The organism is Curvibacter lanceolatus ATCC 14669, assembly GCF_000381265.1.
Classification (GTDB): Bacteria; Pseudomonadota; Gammaproteobacteria; order Burkholderiales; family Burkholderiaceae_C; genus Curvibacter; species Curvibacter lanceolatus.
Map to the genome: position 1 here is coordinate 603,158 of NZ_KB906253.1, position 17,116 is coordinate 620,273.

Here is a 17,116-nt window from a genome sequence, read left to right on the forward strand (position 1 = left end):
GTGGGCTCCCGCTTCAGACGGCGAAGCTCTCGCCGCAGCCGCAATTGGCGCGTGCGTTCGGGTTGTTGAACTTGAAGCCCTCGTTCAGGCCTTCGCGCACAAAGTCCAGCTCGGTGCCGTCCAGCATGCCCAGGCTGCGCGGGTCCACGATCACGCTCACGCCATGGGCCTCGAAGCAGGTGTCCTCGGGGTTGGCCTGGTCGACGAACTCCAGCGCATAGGCATAGCCCGAGCAGCCGCTGGTCTTCACGGCCAGGCGCAGGCCCAGGCCCGAGCCGCGTTTGTAGAGCGATTTCTGGATGTGGCGGGCGGCCGCCGGGGTCAGGCTGATCATGGGGGCTTCTCCTTCAGACCGAGAACGAACTGCCGCAGCCGCAGGTGGTCTGCGCGTTGGGGTTGTGGATCACGAAGCGCGAGCCTTCCAGCCCTTCTTCGTAGTCCACCCGGGCGCCCATCAGGTACTGCTGGCTCATGGCGTCCACCACCAGGGCCACGCCTTCGGTGACGATGGTGGTGTCGTCTTCGGCCAGCTGGTCGTCAAAGGCAAAGCCGTACTGGAAGCCCGAGCAGCCGCCACCCGTCACATACAGGCGCAGCTTCAGGTCGGGGTTGCCTTCTTCCTCGATCAGCTCGGCTACCTTGGCAGCGGCCTGGTGGGTGAATTCCAGCAGCGAGGGCATCAGGCCGGGCAGGGCGGCCTCTACAGGGGTGGGGCTGGCGTGGGCCATGGCGGTGTTCCTTGGTCGTTGGTTGGGGTAGGGAGGGGTCTGGGTTGGGGGGAGGGGGATCGTTCAGCCCTGGCTGGAGCGGCACACGGGCTGCTCGCTCACCACGGCGGCCTGGCCCGCATGGCGGGCGCGGTAGTCGGCCACCGCGGCCTTGATGGCGTCTTCGGCCAGGATGGAGCAGTGGATCTTCACGGGCGGCAGGGCCAGCTCTTCGGCGATCTCGGCGTTCTTGATGTTGAGCGCCTCGTCCAGCGTGCGCCCGCGCACCCATTCGGTGACCAGCGAGCTCGACGCAATCGCCGAGCCGCAGCCATAGGTCTTGAAGCGCGCGTCTTCGATCACGCCGGCCGCGTTCACGCGGATCTGCAGCCGCATCACGTCGCCGCAGGCCGGGGCCCCGACCATGCCGGTGCCCACGCCCTCGTCCTCGGCGCTGAAGGCGCCCACGTTGCGGGGGTTTTCATAGTGGTCGATCACCTTGTCGCTGTAAGCCATGGGGTACTCCGTGTCGGGTTGGGGGGGATGAAGAAGGGGTGCTGGCGGCGCGGGGCCGCCTCAGTGCGCCGCCCACTGGATGCTGGACAGGTCGACGCCGGCCTGCACCATGTCCCACAGCGGGCTCATGGCGCGCAGGCGCTCGACCACTTCGGTGACCTGGGCGATGGCAAAGTCGATCTCGGCCTCGGTGGTGAAGCGCCCCAGCGAAAAGCGCACCGAGCTGTGGGCCAGCTCGTCGCTGCGCCCCATGGCGCGCAGCACGTAGCTGGGCTCCAGGCTGGCCGAGGTGCAGGCCGAGCCCGAGGACACGGCCAGGTTCTTCACCCCCATCAGCAGCGACTCGCCCTCCACGTAGTTGAAGCTCACGTTCAGGTACTGGGGGGCGCGCTGCTGCGGGTGGCCGTTGAGAACCACCGAGTCCATCTTCGACAGGCCGGCCCACAGGCGCTCGCGCAGGGCCTCGATGCGGGCGTTGTCGGCCGCCATGTTTTCGCGCGCCAGCCAGAAGGCCTCGCCCATGCCCACGATCTGGTGCGTGGGCAGCGTGCCCGAGCGCATGCCGCGTTCGTGGCCCCCGCCATGCATCTGCGCATCGATGCGGATGCGGGGCTTGCGCCGCACATACAGCGCGCCAATGCCCTTGGGACCGTAGATCTTGTGGGCCGACAGCGACATCAGGTCGATGGGCAGCTGCTCCAGGTCGATGGGCACCTTGCCGGCGGCCTGCGCCGCGTCCACATGGAAGATCACGCCGCGGGCGCGGCACATCGCGCCCAGCGTGGCCACGTCCTGGATCACCCCGGTCTCGTTGTTCACGAACATCACCGAGGCCAGCACCGTGTCGGGGCGCAGTGCGGCCTCGAACACGGCGGGGTCGACCAGCCCGCTGTCCAGCACCGGTAGCACCGTCACTTCATAACCCTCGCGCTCCAGGTCGCGCAGGCTGTCGAGCACGGCCTTGTGTTCGGTGGCCAGCGTCACCAGATGGCGCCCGCGCCCCTTGTGGAAGTGCGCTGCGCCCTTGAGCGCCAGGTTGTTGGATTCGGTGGCGCCCGAGGTCCAGACGATCTCGCGCGGATCGGCATTGATCAGCGAGCACACCTGCTCGCGGGCCAGCTCCACCGCCTCTTCGGCGGCCCAGCCGTAGGCATGCGAGCGGCTGGCCGGGTTGCCGTACAGGTTCGTCAGGTAAGGCAGCATCCGGTTCAGCACCCTGCGGTCCACGGGGGTGGTGGCGGCGTAGTCGAGGTAGACCGGCTGGCCCTGGCCGGGCGGGGCTTTGTCTGCACGCGAATCGGTCATGTGGAGCTCCTGCTGTGTGAGTGGGTTGGCAGGGCTGTTTTGCAACTTCGGTGCCACGCGATTTCGTGTCGGCAAGCGTGCTTTTGCGACGCGCTTTGTCGCTTCTTTGTCGTTCCTTTGTTGCATTTGTGAGCGTGCCTGCACCTGCCCGCCGCAGGGCGTGTCGGGTTTGTCGCAATTGAACGGAGGTGGCTGCAGCGGCGGGTGCAGGTGCGCGAATGTCGTGGCGCGCCGGCCCCATGGACAGTGCTTGCGCAACCGAGTCTTTACAAAGCCGTCAGCCTCGCGATAGGTATATTTTTTGCATCTCTGCTCGCGGGTGGCGCTGCGATCCCGGGTGCCTCCCAAAGCTGGTGCAGGTGGTGTCTGAAATGGTGGCTGCCTGGTGTCCCACAAGGACGCTGGCAGCGCAAACCCCGCGATGGCGCACGAGAACGAGGCCCTATGGTGAGCACACACGAATCCGAAGCCCGGCGAGAGCTGCACGCGATCTACGAGGTCAGCAAGACGCTGTCGACCTCGCTCGACATCGCCAAGACCTTTCGCGAAGCCCTCAATTACCTGCTGCACGCGTGCTCGTGGCGTCGCGCCTTTGTGCTGCTGGGCGAGCCCGAGGGGCGCCTGCGCGGCCTCTGCTCGGTGGGGCTCACGCGCGAGGAGCAGCAGCGCCTGCATTTCCAGTCGGGCGAAGGCATCGTGGGGCGGGTGTATGCCAGTGGCGTGCCGGCCGTGGTGCCCGACATCCGCAACGAACCCTTGTTCCTGAACCGCACCGGCGGCGCCGACCAGTCACTGGAGAGCTGTGTGGCCATGCTGGTCATGCCCATCCGCGCCGACCGACGCACCATCGGCGTGGTGTCGGTCGACTGCCTGAATCCCGGGGCGCGCCGGGTGTTTGCCGAAGACCTGCACCTGCTCAAGATGGTGGCCACCATGATGGGCCAGGCTTTTCTGCTGCACCGCAGTGTGAGCGCCGCCCACGACTCGCTGCAAAGCGAGGCCCGGCGCATGCACAAGGCCTTGAAGCCCGTGCAGCTCAGCGACCAGGTGGTGGGCTCGTCGCCACCCATGCTGGCGGTGTTCGCCCAGGTCGAGCAGGTGGCGGCGGCCCGCACCACCGTGCTGCTGCGCGGCGAGAGCGGCACCGGCAAGGAGGTGATTGCGCGCGCCATCCACAACCTGTCGCCCCGGCGCAACGAGGCCTTTGTCTGCGTCAACTGCGCCGCGCTGACCGAGTCGCTGCTGGAGAGCGAGCTGTTCGGCCACGAGAAGGGCGCCTTCACGGGCGCCCAGGGCCAGCGCAAGGGGCGATTCGAGATGGCCCATGGCGGCACCTTGTTTCTGGACGAGATCGGCGACATCTCCGCCTCGTTCCAGGCCAAGCTGCTGCGTGTGCTGCAGGAGCGCGTGTTCGAGCGTGTGGGCGGGGCCTCGCAGGTGAAGGTCGATGTGCGCCTGATCCTGGCCACCAACCGCAATCTGGAGCGCATGGTGCAGGCCGGCGAGTTCCGCGCCGACCTGTACTACCGCATCAACGTCATCAGCATCCAGCTGCCGCCCTTGCGCGAGCGCCGTGGCGACATCCCGGCCATGGCCCAGCACTTTCTGGACCGCTTCAACCGCGAGAACGGGCGCCAGTCCCGCTTTGACGTGTCGGCCGTGCGCGTGCTGTCGAGCTGCTACTGGCCCGGCAATGTGCGCGAGCTGGAGAACTGCGTGGAACGCACGGCCACCATGGCCGGCGATGGCGTGATCACCGACCTGGCCTTTCCGTGCCGTGAAAACCGCTGCCTGACCCAGGTGCTGCACCACATCGAGCGCGAAGACGCCGTGCGCCCGGGCCGCCACGGGGTGATCCCGATCCATGAGGTGCCACTGGCGCGCGCCGGCCAACCTGCTGAGGCGGGCGCGGTGCTGCCTGCGCCCCCGTCGTTGCCGCCCACGGCGTCGGACGCCTTGCCCGAGGCCACCGGCCACGCGGATCACGAGCACCTCGATGACGATGGGCTGGACGCGGACGACGCGCTGCAAGGCCTGCCCGGCGGCCAGCCCGCCCCGGCCAACGCCGACGGCAAGCCCGAGGGCGAGCGCGAACGCCTGATCTGGGCCATGGAGCGCTGTGGCTGGGTGCAGGCCAAGGCGGCGCGGCTGCTCAAGATCTCGCCGCGGCAGATGGGCTATGCCTTGCGCAAGCACGGCATTGAGGTGCGCAAGTTCTGAACGGGGCGGCCCTGGCCCCTTGTGCGTCCCTTGTGCGTCCCGTGTCCTGTCTTTGTCGCCCCCTTGTCATCCCTGTGTGCGCTTTGTCGCAAGCCTGACAAGCGCCCCGCCTCCCTGTCCGGGCTGTCGTGACACCGACACCAGCCAACACCCTACAAAGAAGACAAGCTGTTGATTTAAAAGAAGTTTTTAGGTGGCATGGATTTGGCTAAAGAAGCCTGAGGCCGCCACTCCAGGTGGCCAGGAAGGATCTCCATGCAATCCGCTTCCCCCGCCAGCAGCACCCCACCCGCCGTCGCCTTTGTGGGCATTGGACAGATCAAACGCCTGGGCGACCCCCTGGACATCCCGGCCCCCTCGGGGGGCTGCAGCACCGAAGGCGGCGAGGGCAAGGCCAGTTGTGGCTCCTCCGGCGGCCCCGAGGACATGCCGCCCGAGATCTGGGAGAAGGTCAAGAACCACCCCTGCTACTCCGAAGAGGCGCACCACCACTACGCCCGCATGCACGTGGCCGTGGCCCCGGCCTGCAACATCCAGTGCAATTACTGCAACCGCAAGTACGACTGCAGCAACGAGTCGCGCCCCGGCGTGGTCAGCCAGAAGCTCACCCCCGAGCAGGCCGTGAAGAAGGTGGTCACCGTGGCCAGCGAAATCCCGCAGATGACCGTGCTGGGCATCGCCGGCCCGGGCGACTCGCTGGCCAACCCCAAGAAGACCTTCGACACCTTCCGCATGCTGCAGGAGCAGGCCCCCGACATCAAGCTGTGCCTGTCCACCAACGGCCTGGCCCTGCCGGATCTGGTCGATGAGATCTGCCGCTACAACATCGACCACGTCACCATCACCATCAACATGGTCGACCCCGAGGTGGGGGCCAAGATCTACCCCTGGATCTTCTGGGACCACCGTCGCATCACGGGCATCGAGGCGGCCCGCATCCTGCACGAGCGCCAGATGCTGGGGCTGGAGATGCTGACCGCACGCGGCGTGCTCACCAAGATCAACTCGGTGCTGATCCCCGGCGTGAACGACCAGCACCTGATCGAAGTGAACCGCGAGGTCAAGAAGCGCGGCGCCTTTCTGCACAACATCATGCCCCTGATCTCCGAGGCCGAGCACGGCACGGTGTTCGGCCTGACCGGCCAGCGTGGCCCCACCGCGCAAGAGCTCAAGGCCGTGCAGGACGCCTGTGCCGGCGGTGCCAACCTGATGCGCCACTGCCGCCAGTGCCGCGCCGATGCGGTGGGCCTGCTGGGCGAAGACCGCAGCGAAGAGTTCACCCAGGACAAGATCGACCAGATGGAGGTGGTGTACGACCTGGACCGCCGCCGCAGCTACCAGGAGCAGGTCGAGATCGAGCGCCAGGCCCAGCACCAGGCCAAGCAAATGGCCTTGCAGATGGCCCTGGCCGGCGCCAGCGCGCTGCCGGTGGACGACCTGAAGCTGCTGGTGGCCGTGGCCACCCAGGGCGGGGGCCGCGTCAACGAGCATTTCGGCCACGTCACCGAGTTCCAGATCTACGAGGTCTCGGCCCAGCAGACCCTGTTCGTGGGCCACCGCCGGGTTGACCTGTACTGCCAGGGCGGCTATGGCGACGACGAGCAACTGCCTTCGGTGGTGCGCGCCATCAACGACTGCCATGCCGTGCTGGTGTCCAAGATCGGTGCCTGCCCGCGCGATGAGCTGTCGGCTGCCGGCATCGAGCCGGTGGATGCCTATGCGGGCGAGTTCATCGAGAAGGCCGTGCTCGGGTGGTTCAACGACTACCGCAGCCGCGTGGCCAGCGGCGCCTTGGTGCACCAGCACCGCGGTGACGCCCAGATCCGCCAAGGCGCCTTCACCGGCGCGCAGCAGGCGGCCTGAGGCCCGCCGGCCTCCCTGTGGCCCTCCCTGGCCCCCGCTTTTTCAACCCCACTTTCATCCAAGCAAAGGAGCGTCATCATGGCTTTGAAGATCATCGGTTCCACCTGCACCGGCTGCTCGGCCTGCGAGCCTGAATGCCCCAACGTCGCGATCCGCGAAAAAGGCGGCACCTATGTCATCGACCCCAAGAAGTGCACCGAATGCGAAGGGCAGTTCGACTCGCCCCAGTGCGTGGCCGTGTGCCCCGTCGACGGCTGCATCGTGAAGGCCTGACATGCTGCCCAACATTCAAATCACCGCCGCCGCCGACAAATTCATGCGGCGCATCGTCCGCTTCTCGGGCCTGCCCGAGGGCGCAGGTTTCAGGCTGCTGGTCAGCGAAGGCGGCTGCTCGGGCTACAACGCCGAGTTCAGCGCCGAACCGGCCCCGCGTGAAGGCGAGCAGACCCTGGAACACCAGGGCCTGAAGATCTTCCTGCCGGCCGAAAGCCGCCTGCTGCTCGATGGCGTGACCATGGACTTTGCCGACACCCCGACCAAGTCCGGCCTCACCTTCGTCAACCCCAAGCAGTCGGCCTGTGCCTGCAGCAGCAGTGCCGAGGCCGCGCCCCCGGGCGTGGCGCGCATCGAGATCGGCTCGATCAGCCGCGGCCGCCCGGCCAGCCTGCTGTCCTGACGCAGGGCCCGCGCCATGAGCTTCGCCCCCCTGGCTTTCGACGAACAGGCGCTGGCGGCCTTTGCCGACAGCGTGGTGGGCGCCGGCCTGGGGCCCGAAGCCCTGGCCTTGATCGAACAGGCAGGCCAGTTGCGCGAGCAACCCGAGGCGGCCCTGCGCTGCCTGCAACAGGCCCGGCAGCTGGCCCCGCGCCACCCGGTGCCGGTGATTGCCGTGTACCGCTTTCATTTTTATGCACACGAGCTGACCCTGGCCCGCGCCGCCGGCGAAGACGCCCTGGCCATGGCGCGCCACGCGCTGGGCCCGGACTTTGGCGATGTGCCGCCCAGCGACGAGGCCACCCGCCACGACGCCGCGGTGCGCTTCTACCTCTTCACCCTCAAGGGCCTGGCCTACCTCAACCTGCGCCTGGGCGACTGGCCCCAGGCCTGGCTGATGCTGGGCGAGCTGCGCCGGCTGGACCCGGCAGACCATGTCGGTGGCTCGCTGCTGCTGCAGGTGCTGGAGCGCCGCGAGGCCGGCGAAGACCCCGACACCCCGCTGTGGCAAGAGGGCGACCCGGTGCGCGGCTGGAGGCCCCGCTCATGAGCACCGCTGACGCCGCTGAATCGACAGAAGCCGCTGACGTCTCTGACGTGGATATCCCGCTGCGGCACTGGTCAGGTGCTGCCCTGGACTGCGGCACCTGCGCGCAGCGCGATCTGCTGCAGCGCCCACCCCGCCAGGGCTGCCAGCCCGGCCACGCCTGCCTGCACGATGCCTACGCCCGGCGCATCAGCCGCTTTCTGAGCTGGCACCCCGGGCTGGCCGACGCCCAGTTGCAGCACCCGTATTTCGAAGTGCGTGCGATCGCTGTGCGCCACGCCAGCGTGTTCCGCCTGCCGGCCCTGCTGGGTGACCCCGATGAGACCGTGCGCATGCAGGTGGTGCAAAGGCTGCCGATCGCCCAACTGCTGGCCCACCTGCCCATGCTGGCGCAGGACCCGCACCGCGAGGTGCGCCTGCGCGTGGCCCAGCGCATCGATCCTGCCCAATTGGGCCCGTTGCTGCGCGACCCCGACTATGGCGTGCGCGAATGCGTGGCGGCCCGGCTGCCGCTGCCCCTGCTGAGCGCGCTGGCCCACGACCCCGACCGGGCGGTGCGCCTGCGCGTGGCGCAGCGGCTGGAGATGCCCGCGCTGTTGGCCCTGGCCGACGACCCCGAAGGCGAGGTGCGCCGCGCCGTGGCCCAGCGCCTGCCCACCGCCTTGCTGCCCCGGCTGCTGGGCGACCCCGACTGGCGCGTGCGCTGGGAGGTGGCCCAGCGTGCCGCCCCCGCCGCCCTGGCCCCCTTGCTGAACGACGACGACCCCGAGGTGCGCGCGGCCGCCCGCCAGCGCCTGCCTCTGGCCCCGGCCCCCCAGGCTGGCCCCTCCACCCACCGGAGCAACGCCCATGGCTGACATCAACCGTGACGATGACCTGATCGAGATCGCCTCGCCCCCGCGCTTCGGCTTTGGCGAGCGGGTGGTGGCGCGCTCGGTGGTGCGCAACGACGGCACCTACAACGGCCTGGACATCGGCGCCGTGCTGGTGCAGCGCGGCGAGATCGGCTACGTCACCCAGATCAACACCTTTTTGCAGCAGTTCTACATCTACGCCGTCGATTTTGTCGACTCGGGCCACCGGGTCGGCATGCGGGCCAAGGAACTGTGCACCCTGGACCACCTGCCCGACGAGGTGCTGCAGCAACTGGGCGACAAGGCCCAGGCGCTGAACCACCTGGGCCTGCCACCCGCCCCCAAGGAGGACCTGCCATGACCACCCCCCCACTGCCGATCGAAGCCCGCAGCGCCGTGTATGCCTGGGGCCAGCGCGTGATTGCGCTGGACGACCTGGTCAACGACGGCAGCCACCCCGAGTGCGCCCCCGATGCCCTGCTGGCGCCGCGCGGCAGCGTGGGCGAGGTGGTCAACATCGGACACGCCGTCGAGCTCAACGAGCCCGTCTACCTGGTGCAGTTTGCCCATGCCGTGGTGGGCTGCCTGGAGGTCGAACTGGCCCCGGCCCCGGCCGGCCTGCTGCCCGAGACCGACGAGGTGCCGGCATGACCGGGCGTTGCGTGGGCGGCGCCCAGGTTCGCCCCCTGCGGCCGCTGCGGCCACCGCAGCAGATACGCCAGATGCTGCGCGCCCTGCAGGCGCGCCGGCGTGAGATGCCCTCGGGCATGGCCGCCCAGCCCGCCACCCCGGCAGGCAGCCGCGTGATGGACCTGCTGATCCGGCAGGTGCAGCGCGTGCTGGGCGAGCGCAGCCGCTACCGCTACGTGAAGCCACGGGTGCTGCGCGAAGGCGAGGGCGTGCGCATCGAAAGCCCCTGCTGCTCACGCAACATCGACCGCAGCGGCGGCGTGATCGACATCGCCTTGCTGCAGCCCGGCACCTCGCGCGGCGGCCGGGGCTGGACCCTGTATGCCCGCGACCACACCGCCGGCTGCTGGGCCGCGCAAGCCGAAGACGAGGCGCTGCAACCCCTGCTGGCGCTGCTGTGCCAGGACCCGCAGCGGGTCTTCTGGCCCTGAGCGCACCCGCCACCCGCCTGAAACGCAGCACCCATGATCTACCTCGACCACAACGCCACCACCGCGCCCAGCCACGCCGTGCTGCAGGCCATGGCCCAGGCCATGGCGCAGCACTGGGCCAATGCCTCGTCGCAACACGCGCCAGGGCAAGAGGCGCGCCGCTGCCTGGCCCAGGCGCGGCAGCAGGCGGCCCAGGCCCTGGGCTGCAAGCCGGCCGAGCTGGTGTTCACCAGCGGCGCGACCGAGTCCAACCAGCTGGCCGTGCGCGGCCTGCTGGCCGGCGCGCCGGTGGGGCGCCGGCGCGTGCTGTTCAGCCAGGTGGAGCACAGCGCCCACCTGGCCCTGGCCCGCAGCCTGGTGGCCCAGGGGGTGTCGGTGGGCTGGCTGCCGGTGCGGCCCGACGGGGCACTCGACTTGCGGGCTGCCACTGAGCTGATCAACCCCGAGGTGGCCCTGGTGTCGCTCATGGCCGCCAACAACGAGACCGGCGTGCTGATGCCGCTGGCCGAGGTGGCCGCCCTGACGCGCCAGGCCGGCGCGCTGCTGCACACCGACGCCACGCAGTGGCTGGGCAAGCTGCCCTTCCGGTTTGACGACTGCGCGGCCGACGCGGTCAGCTTCTCGGCCCACAAGTTCCATGGCCCCAAGGGCGTGGGCGGCCTGCTGCTGCGCCAGGGCCTGGCCTTCCATTCGCCCGTGCCGGGCAGCCAGGAGCGCGGGCGCCGCGGCGGCACCGAGAACCTGCCCGCCATCGTGGGCCTGGCCACGGCCCTGAGCCAGCTGGGCGATGCGGGGGCGGTGAACGCCGAAGCCCGCCGCCAGGCCACCCTGCGCGATGCGCTGGAGCAGGGCCTGGCCCAGGCCCTGCCCGAGCTGCAGGTGTGGGGCCAGGGCCTGGCCCGGCTGCCGGGCACCAGCTACCTGCGTGTGGGCCTGCTGGCGGCCGATACGGTGCTGCAACGCCTGGCCCGCCTCGGCGTGGCGGCCTCGTCGGGCGCTGCCTGCTCTTCGGGCGGCAGCCAGCCTTCGCATGTGCTGTCGGCCATGGGCGTGCCGCGCGAGCAGGCGCTGGCGGCCGTGCGCCTGTCGATGAGCCGCGACAGCACGGCCGACGACGTGAACGCCGTGCTGCAAGGCCTGCCGGCCCTGCTGGCGCCGCTGCTGCACGAAGCCCAGGCCTGCCACTGAAGGCCACGACAGCGCTCACCCCCTTCCCTTAACCCCGAACCCAACGAGAGGCCCCCCATGAAAGTCATGATCCGAAAAGACAGCAAAGGCCAGCTCAGTGCCTATGTGCCCAAGAAGGACCTGGAGGAGCCCATCGTCTCCATGGTCGAGCCCGGCATGTGGGGGGGCCTGGTCACCCTGGGCAATGGCTGGCAGCTTGACTTGCCGGCCATGGCGCCCGACACGCCACTGCCCATCACCGTCGAGGCCCGCCGCATCGCGGCCGCCGAGTGATCTTCAGCTGATCACCGGCTGAATCCGTCCTGATCCCCCGCCACCCCAGGAGCCCCCCATGAGCCTGATGCCCGAACACCTGCACGAAGCCAGCCAGCTGGTGGGTGCCGCCTCCAGCCTGCGCGATGCCGCCGCGCTGTGGCGCGCCCACCACCCCGAAATCCGCGCCCTGGTGGTGGACGCCTTTGACATGCGCGACGAGGCCCCCACGCTGATCCTGGGCGCCCGCCGCGTCTACCTGGCCGCCAGCGACGGCCATTGCTGGCAGATCACGCAGGAGCCGGCCCAGGCCTCGGCGCTGATCCTGACCGAGGTCTGAGCATGCAGACCGACACCATCGCCCTGTTCGAGCCCGAGGCCGGCCCGCAGGAGAGCGCGCTGATCCAGGCCGTGCTCGATTCGGGCCGCTGGAGCGACGGCCCCATGCTGGAAGCCTTTGAGCAGGCCTTTGCCGGCTGGGTGGGCCGTGCCCATGCCGTGGGCGTGGCCAGCGGCACCCTGGGCACCTGGATGGCCCTGCGCGCCCTCGGCATCGGGCCGGGCGACGAGGTGGTGTGCGCGGCCCACACCTGGCACCAGGTGGCCCAGGCCATCACGCTGTGCGGTGCCACCCCGGTGTTTGCCGACATCGACTACTGGAGCGGCTGCCTGAGCGCCGACAAGGCCGCGCTGCGCATCGGCCCGCGCACCCGGGCCCTGCTGGCCGGCAACACCAATGGCCACCCGGCCGCCTGGGGGCCGCTGCGGGCCCTGGCCCAGGCCCACGGCCTGGCGCTGATCGAAGACAGCACCGAGGCGCTGGGCTCGCGCTACGGCGGCCAGACCGTGGGCAGCTTTGGCGACCTGGCGGTGTTCGACTTCTCGTCCCCCCTGGCCTTGTGCACGGGCGAGGGCGGCATGGTTGTGACCGACGACGAACAACTGGCCCATGAGCTGCGCTACCTGCGCCAGCGCCGGCTGAGCGACCGGCATTCGGTGTCGGTGGGCTCGCGCGTGCCCCTGCAGGCCGGCCTCAGCGAGCTGAGCGCCGCCCTGGGCCTGGCCCAGCTGGCGTCGCTGGACGAGCGCCTGCTGCAGCGCAAGCAGGTCGAGACCTGGTACCACGAGCAGATGCAGAGCTTTGAAGGCATCAAGCCCCCTTACCTGGGCGAAGACGTGGACGAGGTGCACTGGATGCTCTACGTGGTGCACCTGGGCAAGCGCTTCACCGCCAGCGCCCGCACCCAGATGATCGACGACCTGCGCGCCTGCGGCATCGAGAGCGCGGCCTACAGCCACCCCTTGCACCAGCAGTTCTTCTACATGAACGCCGGCGACACCATCGGCCGCAAGCGCGGCCTGCTGCCCGATACCGAGCGCATCGGTGACCGCGCCCTGGCCCTGCCGCTGCATGGCGGCCTGGGGCCGGAGCACATCCAGTACATCGTCAAGACCCTCAAGGACACCGCCACCAATGTCGGTGCCGGGGCCGCCATCTACCTGTGAAAGCCGCCCATGAACACACCTCTGATGGCCACCCTGGCCGAGCAACTTGACAAGGGCCTGATCGTGCCCTACCTCGGCCCGGGCATGCTGGCCCTGTGCCCCGAGGCCCCGGTGCCGGCCACGCCGCTGGCCCTGGCCGAGCTGATGACCTCGCAGGTCAGCGTGCCGCACAAGATCCGCAAGCGGCTGACGCAGGCGGCGCAGTTCATCGAGAACTTCAAGCACCGCAAATCGGTGGTGCACCTGATGAACCAGGCCTTTGCCGCGCCCACCACGCCCTCGGCCCTGCACCTGGCCCTGGCGCGCAGCAATGCCGGCCTGCTGGTCGATGGCTGGTACGACGACACCCTGGCCACCGCGCTGGCCCAGGTGCGGCCCGAGGGCGGCTGGCTGCAGCTGCAGGGCCTGTCGCAATCGGAACATTTCGGCCACTGGACGGGCGCCTATGCCGCCAACGGCGAGTTCCTGCCCCAGGCCCCGGGCGGCGCGCAGCCCATTCTCTACAAGCCCATCGGGGCCCATGCGCCGGCCGGCAACTACCTGGTGTCTGACAGCGACTATGTCGAGGTGCTGACCGAGATCGACATCCAGACCCCCATCCCGGCGGCCGTGCAGGCCTGGCGCAGCGGGCGGCATTTTCTGTTTCTGGGCTGCCGCTTCGATGACCAGCTCACACGCAGCTTTGCGCGCCAGATCATGAAGCGCTCCAGCGCCCAGCACTGGGCCGTGCTGCCCGACGAACCCACGCGCATGGAGGCGCGCTTTCTGCAGGAGCAGGGCATCACCCGCATCGCCCAGCCGCTGGCCAGCTTTGCCGCCGGCCTGGTGGAGGCCTTGCAGGACACCGCCACCGCCTGAGCGCCTGGCCCACCGTTGCCCCGTCACCCCTTTCCTCAACCAGAACCAGCCTTGAGCTGAGTACCACCATGACTGCACTGACCGTCCTGCCCTCGGGCAAAACCTACGAAGCCACTGCCGGCAGCACCCTGCTGCAGGCCCTGCTTGCCGTTGGCGAGGTGATCGCCAGCAAATGCGATGGGCAGGCCAAATGTGGCGCCTGCCATGTGTTCATCCAGGAAGGGCGCAAGGGCCTGTCCAAGATCCAGAAGCTCGAAAACGAGAAACTCGACGCGCTGGTGGGCGTCAGCTCCAAGTCGCGCCTGGCCTGCCAGGTGGTGCTGGGCACCGAGCCTGCCACCGTCGAACTGCTCAGCTTCGTCTGAGGCGGCCGGTGACCGGCCCCGGCCCGGCCAAGCCGGGCGCCACCCCGCAGGCCCGTTCCACCCCTGGGCCTTCCACCCCGGACGAGATCGATCTCTCAGGCCCTTCGCCTTGGGCCACCGGGGCCTTGCTGGGCCTGATCGAGCAGGCCGCCCAGGGCGTGTTGGTGCTGTGTGAAGGCCTGACCCGCGATGAGCTGCTGGGCTCGCGCCTGACCCGCACGGAAGTGTTACGCCAGTTGAGCACTTTGACCCTGTCGGCCACCCAGCTGGACGCGGCCGTTCAGACCGCCATGCCCGAGCTGGACTGGGCCGGCTGGGCTGCCCTGGCTCCACGCCTGCGCGCCCCCGCCGGCCCCGCGCTGGACGAGGCGCTGTGGTTCGCTGTCGAATCGCTGGTGCCTGCCACCTTGCTGTGGCTGCGCTTCTACCGCCAACAGCAGCCGCGGTGGTTTCGCATCGGGTTGTGAGGAGTGCTCTCGGTGAGGGGGCGACTCAGAGCGGTGCCTGCGGACATCGGCGCGATTTGGTGGGCAAGGCCTCATGCCCCCAATGCCCTTCAGTCACCGCAAAAAAACGCTGGCAAAGCCTGGCTGGGCATCTACTGGTTTGGACGCGGGGCTGCTTGAGTCGTCGTTTCCGTGTGGGTTGTTCCATCAGCAACAGATTTTGTAACCAGGGCTGTGGCGGTGGTGGCAGAACGACCCTCCATGCCGGATTTCACGACCCACGAGACGGCACCGGCTGTTGCCAAGCCAAGGGCAATCATGGTCGACACAATCCAGCGCAGATTGACGGACGACTCTTTGTGCATCTCAGTGCGCAGGCGCTCCACATTCAGCCCAGCTTCACCCACTGCCTTGTTGATGTCTGAACGCAGGGTTTGAAAGGTTTCACCCTGGTGGGCGATCATGACTTTGATCTCGGCACGGAATTCGGCTTCCGCCTGCCTGGCAGCCAGCAAGTCTTTGTCGACCTGCAGCCGGGCGTTCTGGAACTGAAGGGCAATCTCTTCGCGAGAAGGGGATGTCATGGTTTCACCAGTATAGGCGTCAGCTTTTGTTTGTACTTCACCGCATGGCATGCGGATCTCAGTGAGGTCCATTTCTGCTTTGCCGATGCCCTGCTCAAGTTGTCGCACATGGGGGGACACGCCGGTAGCCGACGAATAGACCAGATGAACGGTTCCTTTGGGGCCTGCTCCATGCGCAGCATCAAACTGAATTCGTTCAGTGGGCTCGATCTGCGAATGGGACGTGGCCATCTGCAGAAACCGCTGAAATCTGGGGTCGAAGGGCACCTCAACCGTTGCCGGCATGGGGCTTGCCCTCCGCGGTACCTGCTGGCATGGCTGTGGCTGCCCTGGGTTCCAGGGATTCCACAGTCTTCACCATGTGTTCAAAAAAAGCTCTTCGACATCTGAACAGTGGTTCTGATCAGCTTTTGTTCTCTCGCACTGTGGTGGTCTCCTGAGATCACAGGCACAAGCATCGAGTCGATGAAGGTCAGAAGGTACAGGACCTCGCCCGTTGAGGTGACGCCTCTTGTGACCGAATATTGGCTGGGTTGGTGCACCACGTAGTCGTCAGCAAACTCGGGGTCGGGGGTCGGTGGATTTGTTGTTGCTCTCATGCTGTCTCCTTCTGCTTGCCTCGGGGGGCTTGCCTGCTGTGCCACTTGGTGTCCCAATTTCTGGGACCGGTCCAGGCGGATGGCCAGCATGTGATGGCCTCGTCCCTACCTGCCCACGAAGCGCTCGCCCGGCCAGGCAGCCCGCTTCAAAAGGGCAAGACAAACCGCTTCAAGCCCGTCTGGCACCCACCATTCTTGCCGTTGGCCAAGCTTCAATCCGTTAGCAATGTTTGCAGGGTGATGCCCGGGCTGTTGCTGTTGAACGGGGCTTGAAGGAAAGAGAAATCAAACGTCTGGCGGCTGAGGGGCTCGTCTGTATCGGAATCGCCAAAGGTCCAATGTCTCGAACATTGACCTCAACCCAGCTTGCCGCGCTCGGCCTTCGAGAAGTTGCTCAGATGCCCTTCGCGTGCGACCTGGCGGCGGGCCGAGGCGATGATGGCCTTGCTCTGGCCTGGGGGCACCGGGGCGCTGATCTGGCGCTCCAGGGCGCTGCTGCCGCATTGGGGGCAGGCGGGGGTGCTGCCGGCGCGCACCAGGGCTTCAAAGCGGTGGCCGCAGGCCGGGCAGTGGTAGTCGTAAAGAGGCATGGCGAGGGTCCTTGTGTGGTGGGGCATCAGGCGGCGAGCGGGGGCGGGCTGGCGCAGCGGCCGGCCTCGGGGCCCGGTGGGGTGGTCGATTCGGTGTGAGGGGGCGTATGAGCGTGGGCATGGCCATGGGGGTGGGGGTGGGCACAGCCCTCCAGCCCCGTGCTCCCCGGCAGCGTGGCCAGGCTGGGGCCCAGGCCCACCCAGGCGTGCACGGCCTCGGTCACAAAGCCCAGGTGGTGTTGGGGGCCGCACTGCATCAGTGGCCGGCGTATCAGCAGGGGTTCGGCCAGCAGGCAGGCCAGGGCCTGATCGGCGCTCAGGGTGTCGGGGTCGAGCAGGCCTTGGCGGATGCGGGGCGCCGCGCGGTTGAACCAGCTGGGCACGGGCTGGCCCTGCAGAAAGGGCAGCAGGGTGTCGGGGGTCCAGGCGGTGCGCAGCAGGTCGCGCACTTCCAGGGTGTGGCCGGCGGCGCGCAGCGCGGCCTTCTGCCGGGCGTTGCCGCCGCAGCCGGGCTTTTCGTAGAAGACGATGTGGCTCATGCGGGCTCCTCCGGGGGCAGGGGGTGGGCCTGGGCCCAGGCCGCGTGGCCGCCGACCAGGTCGCACACGTCCACATAGCCGAAGTCGGCAAACATCTGGGCCCAGGTCTGGCTGGCGTGGCCGTGGTGGCAGTAGATCAGGATGGGGCGCTTGCGATCGGTCTGCAGCAGCAGCGCGTCCTGGTTGTGCGGGCCCAGGCGCACCGAGCCGGCCCAGCCATCGCGCTGGTGGCTGCCCGGGTCGCGCGCATCCAGCACCAGGGCGTGGGGGCGGCTGGCGCACCAGCGCTCCAGCTCGGCCAGCGTGAGCCGGCGGAAGAGGCGGGGGCCGCGCATGGCGCCG

Annotated in this window: 25 protein-coding genes; 16 read left to right on the forward strand and 9 right to left on the reverse strand. The window is 68.6% G+C overall.

Annotated features, from left to right (window positions below; all coding sequences use genetic code 11):
- Positions 1–13 precede the first annotated feature (13 nt).
- The 4 genes from iscA to F624_RS0102850 form a co-directional block, all read right to left on the reverse strand.
- Positions 14–334, reverse strand: a complete 321-nt coding sequence (gene iscA / locus F624_RS0102835) for an iron-sulfur cluster assembly protein IscA (RefSeq protein WP_019572744.1) — start codon at positions 332–334, stop codon at positions 14–16.
- Positions 335–347: 13 nt separating this feature from the next.
- Positions 348–728: an iron-sulfur cluster insertion protein ErpA gene (erpA, locus tag F624_RS0102840; protein WP_019572745.1), complete on the reverse strand. Its 381-nt coding sequence runs from the start codon at positions 726–728 to the stop codon at positions 348–350.
- 63 nt (positions 729–791) lie between these two features.
- Complete coding sequence (gene iscU / locus F624_RS0102845) at positions 792–1,223, reverse strand: Fe-S cluster assembly scaffold IscU (RefSeq protein ID WP_019572746.1); 432 nt, start codon at positions 1,221–1,223, stop codon at positions 792–794.
- 60 nt (positions 1,224–1,283) lie between these two features.
- Positions 1,284–2,528, reverse strand: a complete 1,245-nt coding sequence (locus F624_RS0102850; RefSeq protein WP_019572747.1) for an IscS subfamily cysteine desulfurase — start codon at positions 2,526–2,528, stop codon at positions 1,284–1,286.
- Positions 2,529–2,972: 444 nt separating this feature from the next.
- On the opposite strand from F624_RS0102850, the gene nifA reads away from it, so the two are divergent.
- The 16 genes from nifA (at position 2,973) to F624_RS0102930 (ending at position 14,483) form a co-directional block, all read left to right on the forward strand.
- Entirely contained in the window at positions 2,973–4,748 is a 1,776-nt protein-coding gene (nifA, locus tag F624_RS0102855; RefSeq protein WP_019572748.1) for a nif-specific transcriptional activator NifA, read from the forward strand.
- 255 nt (positions 4,749–5,003) lie between these two features.
- On the forward strand, positions 5,004–6,611 hold the full coding sequence (gene nifB, locus F624_RS0102860; protein ID WP_019572749.1) for a nitrogenase cofactor biosynthesis protein NifB: 1,608 nt from the start codon (positions 5,004–5,006) through the stop codon (positions 6,609–6,611).
- Between the two features lie 78 nt (positions 6,612–6,689).
- Positions 6,690–6,884: a 4Fe-4S binding protein gene (locus F624_RS0102865; protein ID WP_019572750.1), complete on the forward strand. Its 195-nt coding sequence runs from the start codon at positions 6,690–6,692 to the stop codon at positions 6,882–6,884.
- A gap of 1 nt (position 6,885) precedes the next feature.
- The gene (locus tag F624_RS0102870; RefSeq protein ID WP_019572751.1) at positions 6,886–7,287 is read left to right on the forward strand and encodes a HesB/IscA family protein; all 402 of its coding nucleotides are present in this window, start codon (positions 6,886–6,888) and stop codon (positions 7,285–7,287) included.
- Between the two features lie 15 nt (positions 7,288–7,302).
- A complete protein-coding gene (locus F624_RS0102875) occupies positions 7,303–7,875 on the forward strand; it encodes a hypothetical protein (RefSeq protein ID WP_019572752.1) in 573 nt (190 codons plus the stop codon).
- On the forward strand, positions 7,872–8,729 hold the full coding sequence (locus tag F624_RS0102880) for a 4Fe4S-binding leucine-rich repeat protein (RefSeq protein ID WP_051107279.1): 858 nt from the start codon (positions 7,872–7,874) through the stop codon (positions 8,727–8,729). The genes F624_RS0102875 and F624_RS0102880 overlap by 4 nt, the downstream gene beginning before the upstream one ends.
- Positions 8,722–9,087, forward strand: coding sequence for a nitrogen fixation protein NifZ (locus tag F624_RS0102885; RefSeq protein ID WP_019572754.1), 366 nt, complete (start codon positions 8,722–8,724; stop codon positions 9,085–9,087). The genes F624_RS0102880 and F624_RS0102885 overlap by 8 nt, the downstream gene beginning before the upstream one ends.
- Positions 9,084–9,377 carry a nitrogen fixation protein NifZ gene (locus F624_RS0102890; RefSeq protein WP_019572755.1) on the forward strand — a complete coding sequence of 98 codons (294 nt, stop codon included), beginning with the start codon at positions 9,084–9,086 and terminating at the stop codon, positions 9,375–9,377. Before F624_RS0102885 ends, F624_RS0102890 begins: the two co-directional genes overlap by 4 nt.
- Complete coding sequence (locus F624_RS0102895) at positions 9,374–9,847, forward strand: DUF3024 domain-containing protein (protein ID WP_019572756.1); 474 nt, start codon at positions 9,374–9,376, stop codon at positions 9,845–9,847. The genes F624_RS0102890 and F624_RS0102895 overlap by 4 nt, the downstream gene beginning before the upstream one ends.
- 33 nt (positions 9,848–9,880) lie before the next feature.
- Entirely contained in the window at positions 9,881–11,035 is a 1,155-nt protein-coding gene (locus tag F624_RS0102900) for a cysteine desulfurase family protein (RefSeq protein ID WP_019572757.1), read from the forward strand.
- A 57-nt stretch (positions 11,036–11,092) separates the two neighbouring features.
- Positions 11,093–11,308 (forward strand): putative nitrogen fixation protein NifT, encoded by a 216-nt coding sequence (gene nifT, locus F624_RS0102905; RefSeq protein ID WP_019572758.1) that lies wholly within the window; start codon positions 11,093–11,095, stop codon positions 11,306–11,308.
- Positions 11,309–11,366: 58 nt separating this feature from the next.
- Positions 11,367–11,627, forward strand: a complete 261-nt coding sequence (locus F624_RS0102910; RefSeq protein ID WP_019572759.1) for a hypothetical protein — start codon at positions 11,367–11,369, stop codon at positions 11,625–11,627.
- A gap of 2 nt (positions 11,628–11,629) precedes the next feature.
- Positions 11,630–12,793, forward strand: coding sequence for a DegT/DnrJ/EryC1/StrS family aminotransferase (locus F624_RS0102915; protein WP_019572760.1), 1,164 nt, complete (start codon positions 11,630–11,632; stop codon positions 12,791–12,793).
- A 9-nt stretch (positions 12,794–12,802) separates the two neighbouring features.
- Positions 12,803–13,651 carry an SIR2 family NAD-dependent protein deacylase gene (locus F624_RS0102920; protein ID WP_157443281.1) on the forward strand — a complete coding sequence of 283 codons (849 nt, stop codon included), beginning with the start codon at positions 12,803–12,805 and terminating at the stop codon, positions 13,649–13,651.
- Between the two features lie 68 nt (positions 13,652–13,719).
- Positions 13,720–14,016 (forward strand): 2Fe-2S iron-sulfur cluster-binding protein, encoded by a 297-nt coding sequence (locus F624_RS0102925; protein WP_019572762.1) that lies wholly within the window; start codon positions 13,720–13,722, stop codon positions 14,014–14,016.
- Between the two features lie 8 nt (positions 14,017–14,024).
- Complete coding sequence (locus F624_RS0102930) at positions 14,025–14,483, forward strand: hypothetical protein (protein WP_019572763.1); 459 nt, start codon at positions 14,025–14,027, stop codon at positions 14,481–14,483.
- A gap of 131 nt (positions 14,484–14,614) precedes the next feature.
- On the opposite strand, the gene F624_RS0102935 is transcribed toward F624_RS0102930, so the two are convergent.
- The 5 genes from F624_RS0102935 to F624_RS0102955 all read right to left on the reverse strand — a co-directional run bounded on the left by F624_RS0102935 (position 14,615) and on the right by F624_RS0102955 (position 17,109).
- A complete protein-coding gene (locus F624_RS0102935) occupies positions 14,615–15,331 on the reverse strand; it encodes a hypothetical protein (RefSeq protein WP_031253909.1) in 717 nt (238 codons plus the stop codon).
- A gap of 80 nt (positions 15,332–15,411) precedes the next feature.
- The gene (locus F624_RS0102940) at positions 15,412–15,735 is read right to left on the reverse strand and encodes a hypothetical protein (protein WP_019572765.1); all 324 of its coding nucleotides are present in this window, start codon (positions 15,733–15,735) and stop codon (positions 15,412–15,414) included.
- Positions 15,736–16,001: 266 nt separating this feature from the next.
- The gene (locus tag F624_RS0102945) at positions 16,002–16,235 is read right to left on the reverse strand and encodes an FmdB family zinc ribbon protein (RefSeq protein ID WP_019572766.1); all 234 of its coding nucleotides are present in this window, start codon (positions 16,233–16,235) and stop codon (positions 16,002–16,004) included.
- A gap of 26 nt (positions 16,236–16,261) precedes the next feature.
- Positions 16,262–16,774, reverse strand: coding sequence for an ArsC/Spx/MgsR family protein (locus tag F624_RS0102950; protein WP_019572767.1), 513 nt, complete (start codon positions 16,772–16,774; stop codon positions 16,262–16,264).
- On the reverse strand, positions 16,771–17,109 hold the full coding sequence (locus tag F624_RS0102955) for a thiosulfate sulfurtransferase GlpE (RefSeq protein ID WP_019572768.1): 339 nt from the start codon (positions 17,107–17,109) through the stop codon (positions 16,771–16,773). The genes F624_RS0102950 and F624_RS0102955 overlap by 4 nt, the downstream gene beginning before the upstream one ends.
- Positions 17,110–17,116: the final 7 nt, after the last annotated feature.

Excerpts from the sequence above, each read along its gene's own strand:
- iscA (WP_019572744.1), bottom strand. The coding sequence starts at position 334 with ATGATCAGCCTGACCCCGGCGGCCGCCCGCCACATCCAGAAATCGCTC.
- erpA (WP_019572745.1), bottom strand. The coding sequence starts at position 728 with ATGGCCCACGCCAGCCCCACCCCTGTAGAGGCCGCCCTGCCCGGCCTG.
- iscU (WP_019572746.1), bottom strand. The coding sequence starts at position 1,223 with ATGGCTTACAGCGACAAGGTGATCGACCACTATGAAAACCCCCGCAAC.
- F624_RS0102850 (WP_019572747.1), bottom strand. The coding sequence starts at position 2,528 with ATGACCGATTCGCGTGCAGACAAAGCCCCGCCCGGCCAGGGCCAGCCG.
- nifA (WP_019572748.1), top strand. The coding sequence starts at position 2,973 with ATGGTGAGCACACACGAATCCGAAGCCCGGCGAGAGCTGCACGCGATC.
- nifB (WP_019572749.1), top strand. The coding sequence starts at position 5,004 with ATGCAATCCGCTTCCCCCGCCAGCAGCACCCCACCCGCCGTCGCCTTT.
- F624_RS0102865 (WP_019572750.1), top strand. The coding sequence starts at position 6,690 with ATGGCTTTGAAGATCATCGGTTCCACCTGCACCGGCTGCTCGGCCTGC.
- F624_RS0102870 (WP_019572751.1), top strand. The coding sequence starts at position 6,886 with ATGCTGCCCAACATTCAAATCACCGCCGCCGCCGACAAATTCATGCGG.
- F624_RS0102875 (WP_019572752.1), top strand. The coding sequence starts at position 7,303 with ATGAGCTTCGCCCCCCTGGCTTTCGACGAACAGGCGCTGGCGGCCTTT.
- F624_RS0102880 (WP_051107279.1), top strand. The coding sequence starts at position 7,872 with ATGAGCACCGCTGACGCCGCTGAATCGACAGAAGCCGCTGACGTCTCT.
- F624_RS0102885 (WP_019572754.1), top strand. The coding sequence starts at position 8,722 with ATGGCTGACATCAACCGTGACGATGACCTGATCGAGATCGCCTCGCCC.
- F624_RS0102890 (WP_019572755.1), top strand. The coding sequence starts at position 9,084 with ATGACCACCCCCCCACTGCCGATCGAAGCCCGCAGCGCCGTGTATGCC.
- F624_RS0102895 (WP_019572756.1), top strand. The coding sequence starts at position 9,374 with ATGACCGGGCGTTGCGTGGGCGGCGCCCAGGTTCGCCCCCTGCGGCCG.
- F624_RS0102900 (WP_019572757.1), top strand. The coding sequence starts at position 9,881 with ATGATCTACCTCGACCACAACGCCACCACCGCGCCCAGCCACGCCGTG.
- nifT (WP_019572758.1), top strand. The coding sequence starts at position 11,093 with ATGAAAGTCATGATCCGAAAAGACAGCAAAGGCCAGCTCAGTGCCTAT.
- F624_RS0102910 (WP_019572759.1), top strand. The coding sequence starts at position 11,367 with ATGAGCCTGATGCCCGAACACCTGCACGAAGCCAGCCAGCTGGTGGGT.
- F624_RS0102915 (WP_019572760.1), top strand. The coding sequence starts at position 11,630 with ATGCAGACCGACACCATCGCCCTGTTCGAGCCCGAGGCCGGCCCGCAG.
- F624_RS0102920 (WP_157443281.1), top strand. The coding sequence starts at position 12,803 with ATGAACACACCTCTGATGGCCACCCTGGCCGAGCAACTTGACAAGGGC.
- F624_RS0102925 (WP_019572762.1), top strand. The coding sequence starts at position 13,720 with ATGACTGCACTGACCGTCCTGCCCTCGGGCAAAACCTACGAAGCCACT.
- F624_RS0102935 (WP_031253909.1), bottom strand. The coding sequence starts at position 15,331 with ATGCCGGCAACGGTTGAGGTGCCCTTCGACCCCAGATTTCAGCGGTTT.
- F624_RS0102940 (WP_019572765.1), bottom strand. The coding sequence starts at position 15,735 with ATGCTGGCCATCCGCCTGGACCGGTCCCAGAAATTGGGACACCAAGTG.
- F624_RS0102945 (WP_019572766.1), bottom strand. The coding sequence starts at position 16,235 with ATGCCTCTTTACGACTACCACTGCCCGGCCTGCGGCCACCGCTTTGAA.
- F624_RS0102950 (WP_019572767.1), bottom strand. The coding sequence starts at position 16,774 with ATGAGCCACATCGTCTTCTACGAAAAGCCCGGCTGCGGCGGCAACGCC.
- F624_RS0102955 (WP_019572768.1), bottom strand. The coding sequence starts at position 17,109 with ATGCGCGGCCCCCGCCTCTTCCGCCGGCTCACGCTGGCCGAGCTGGAG.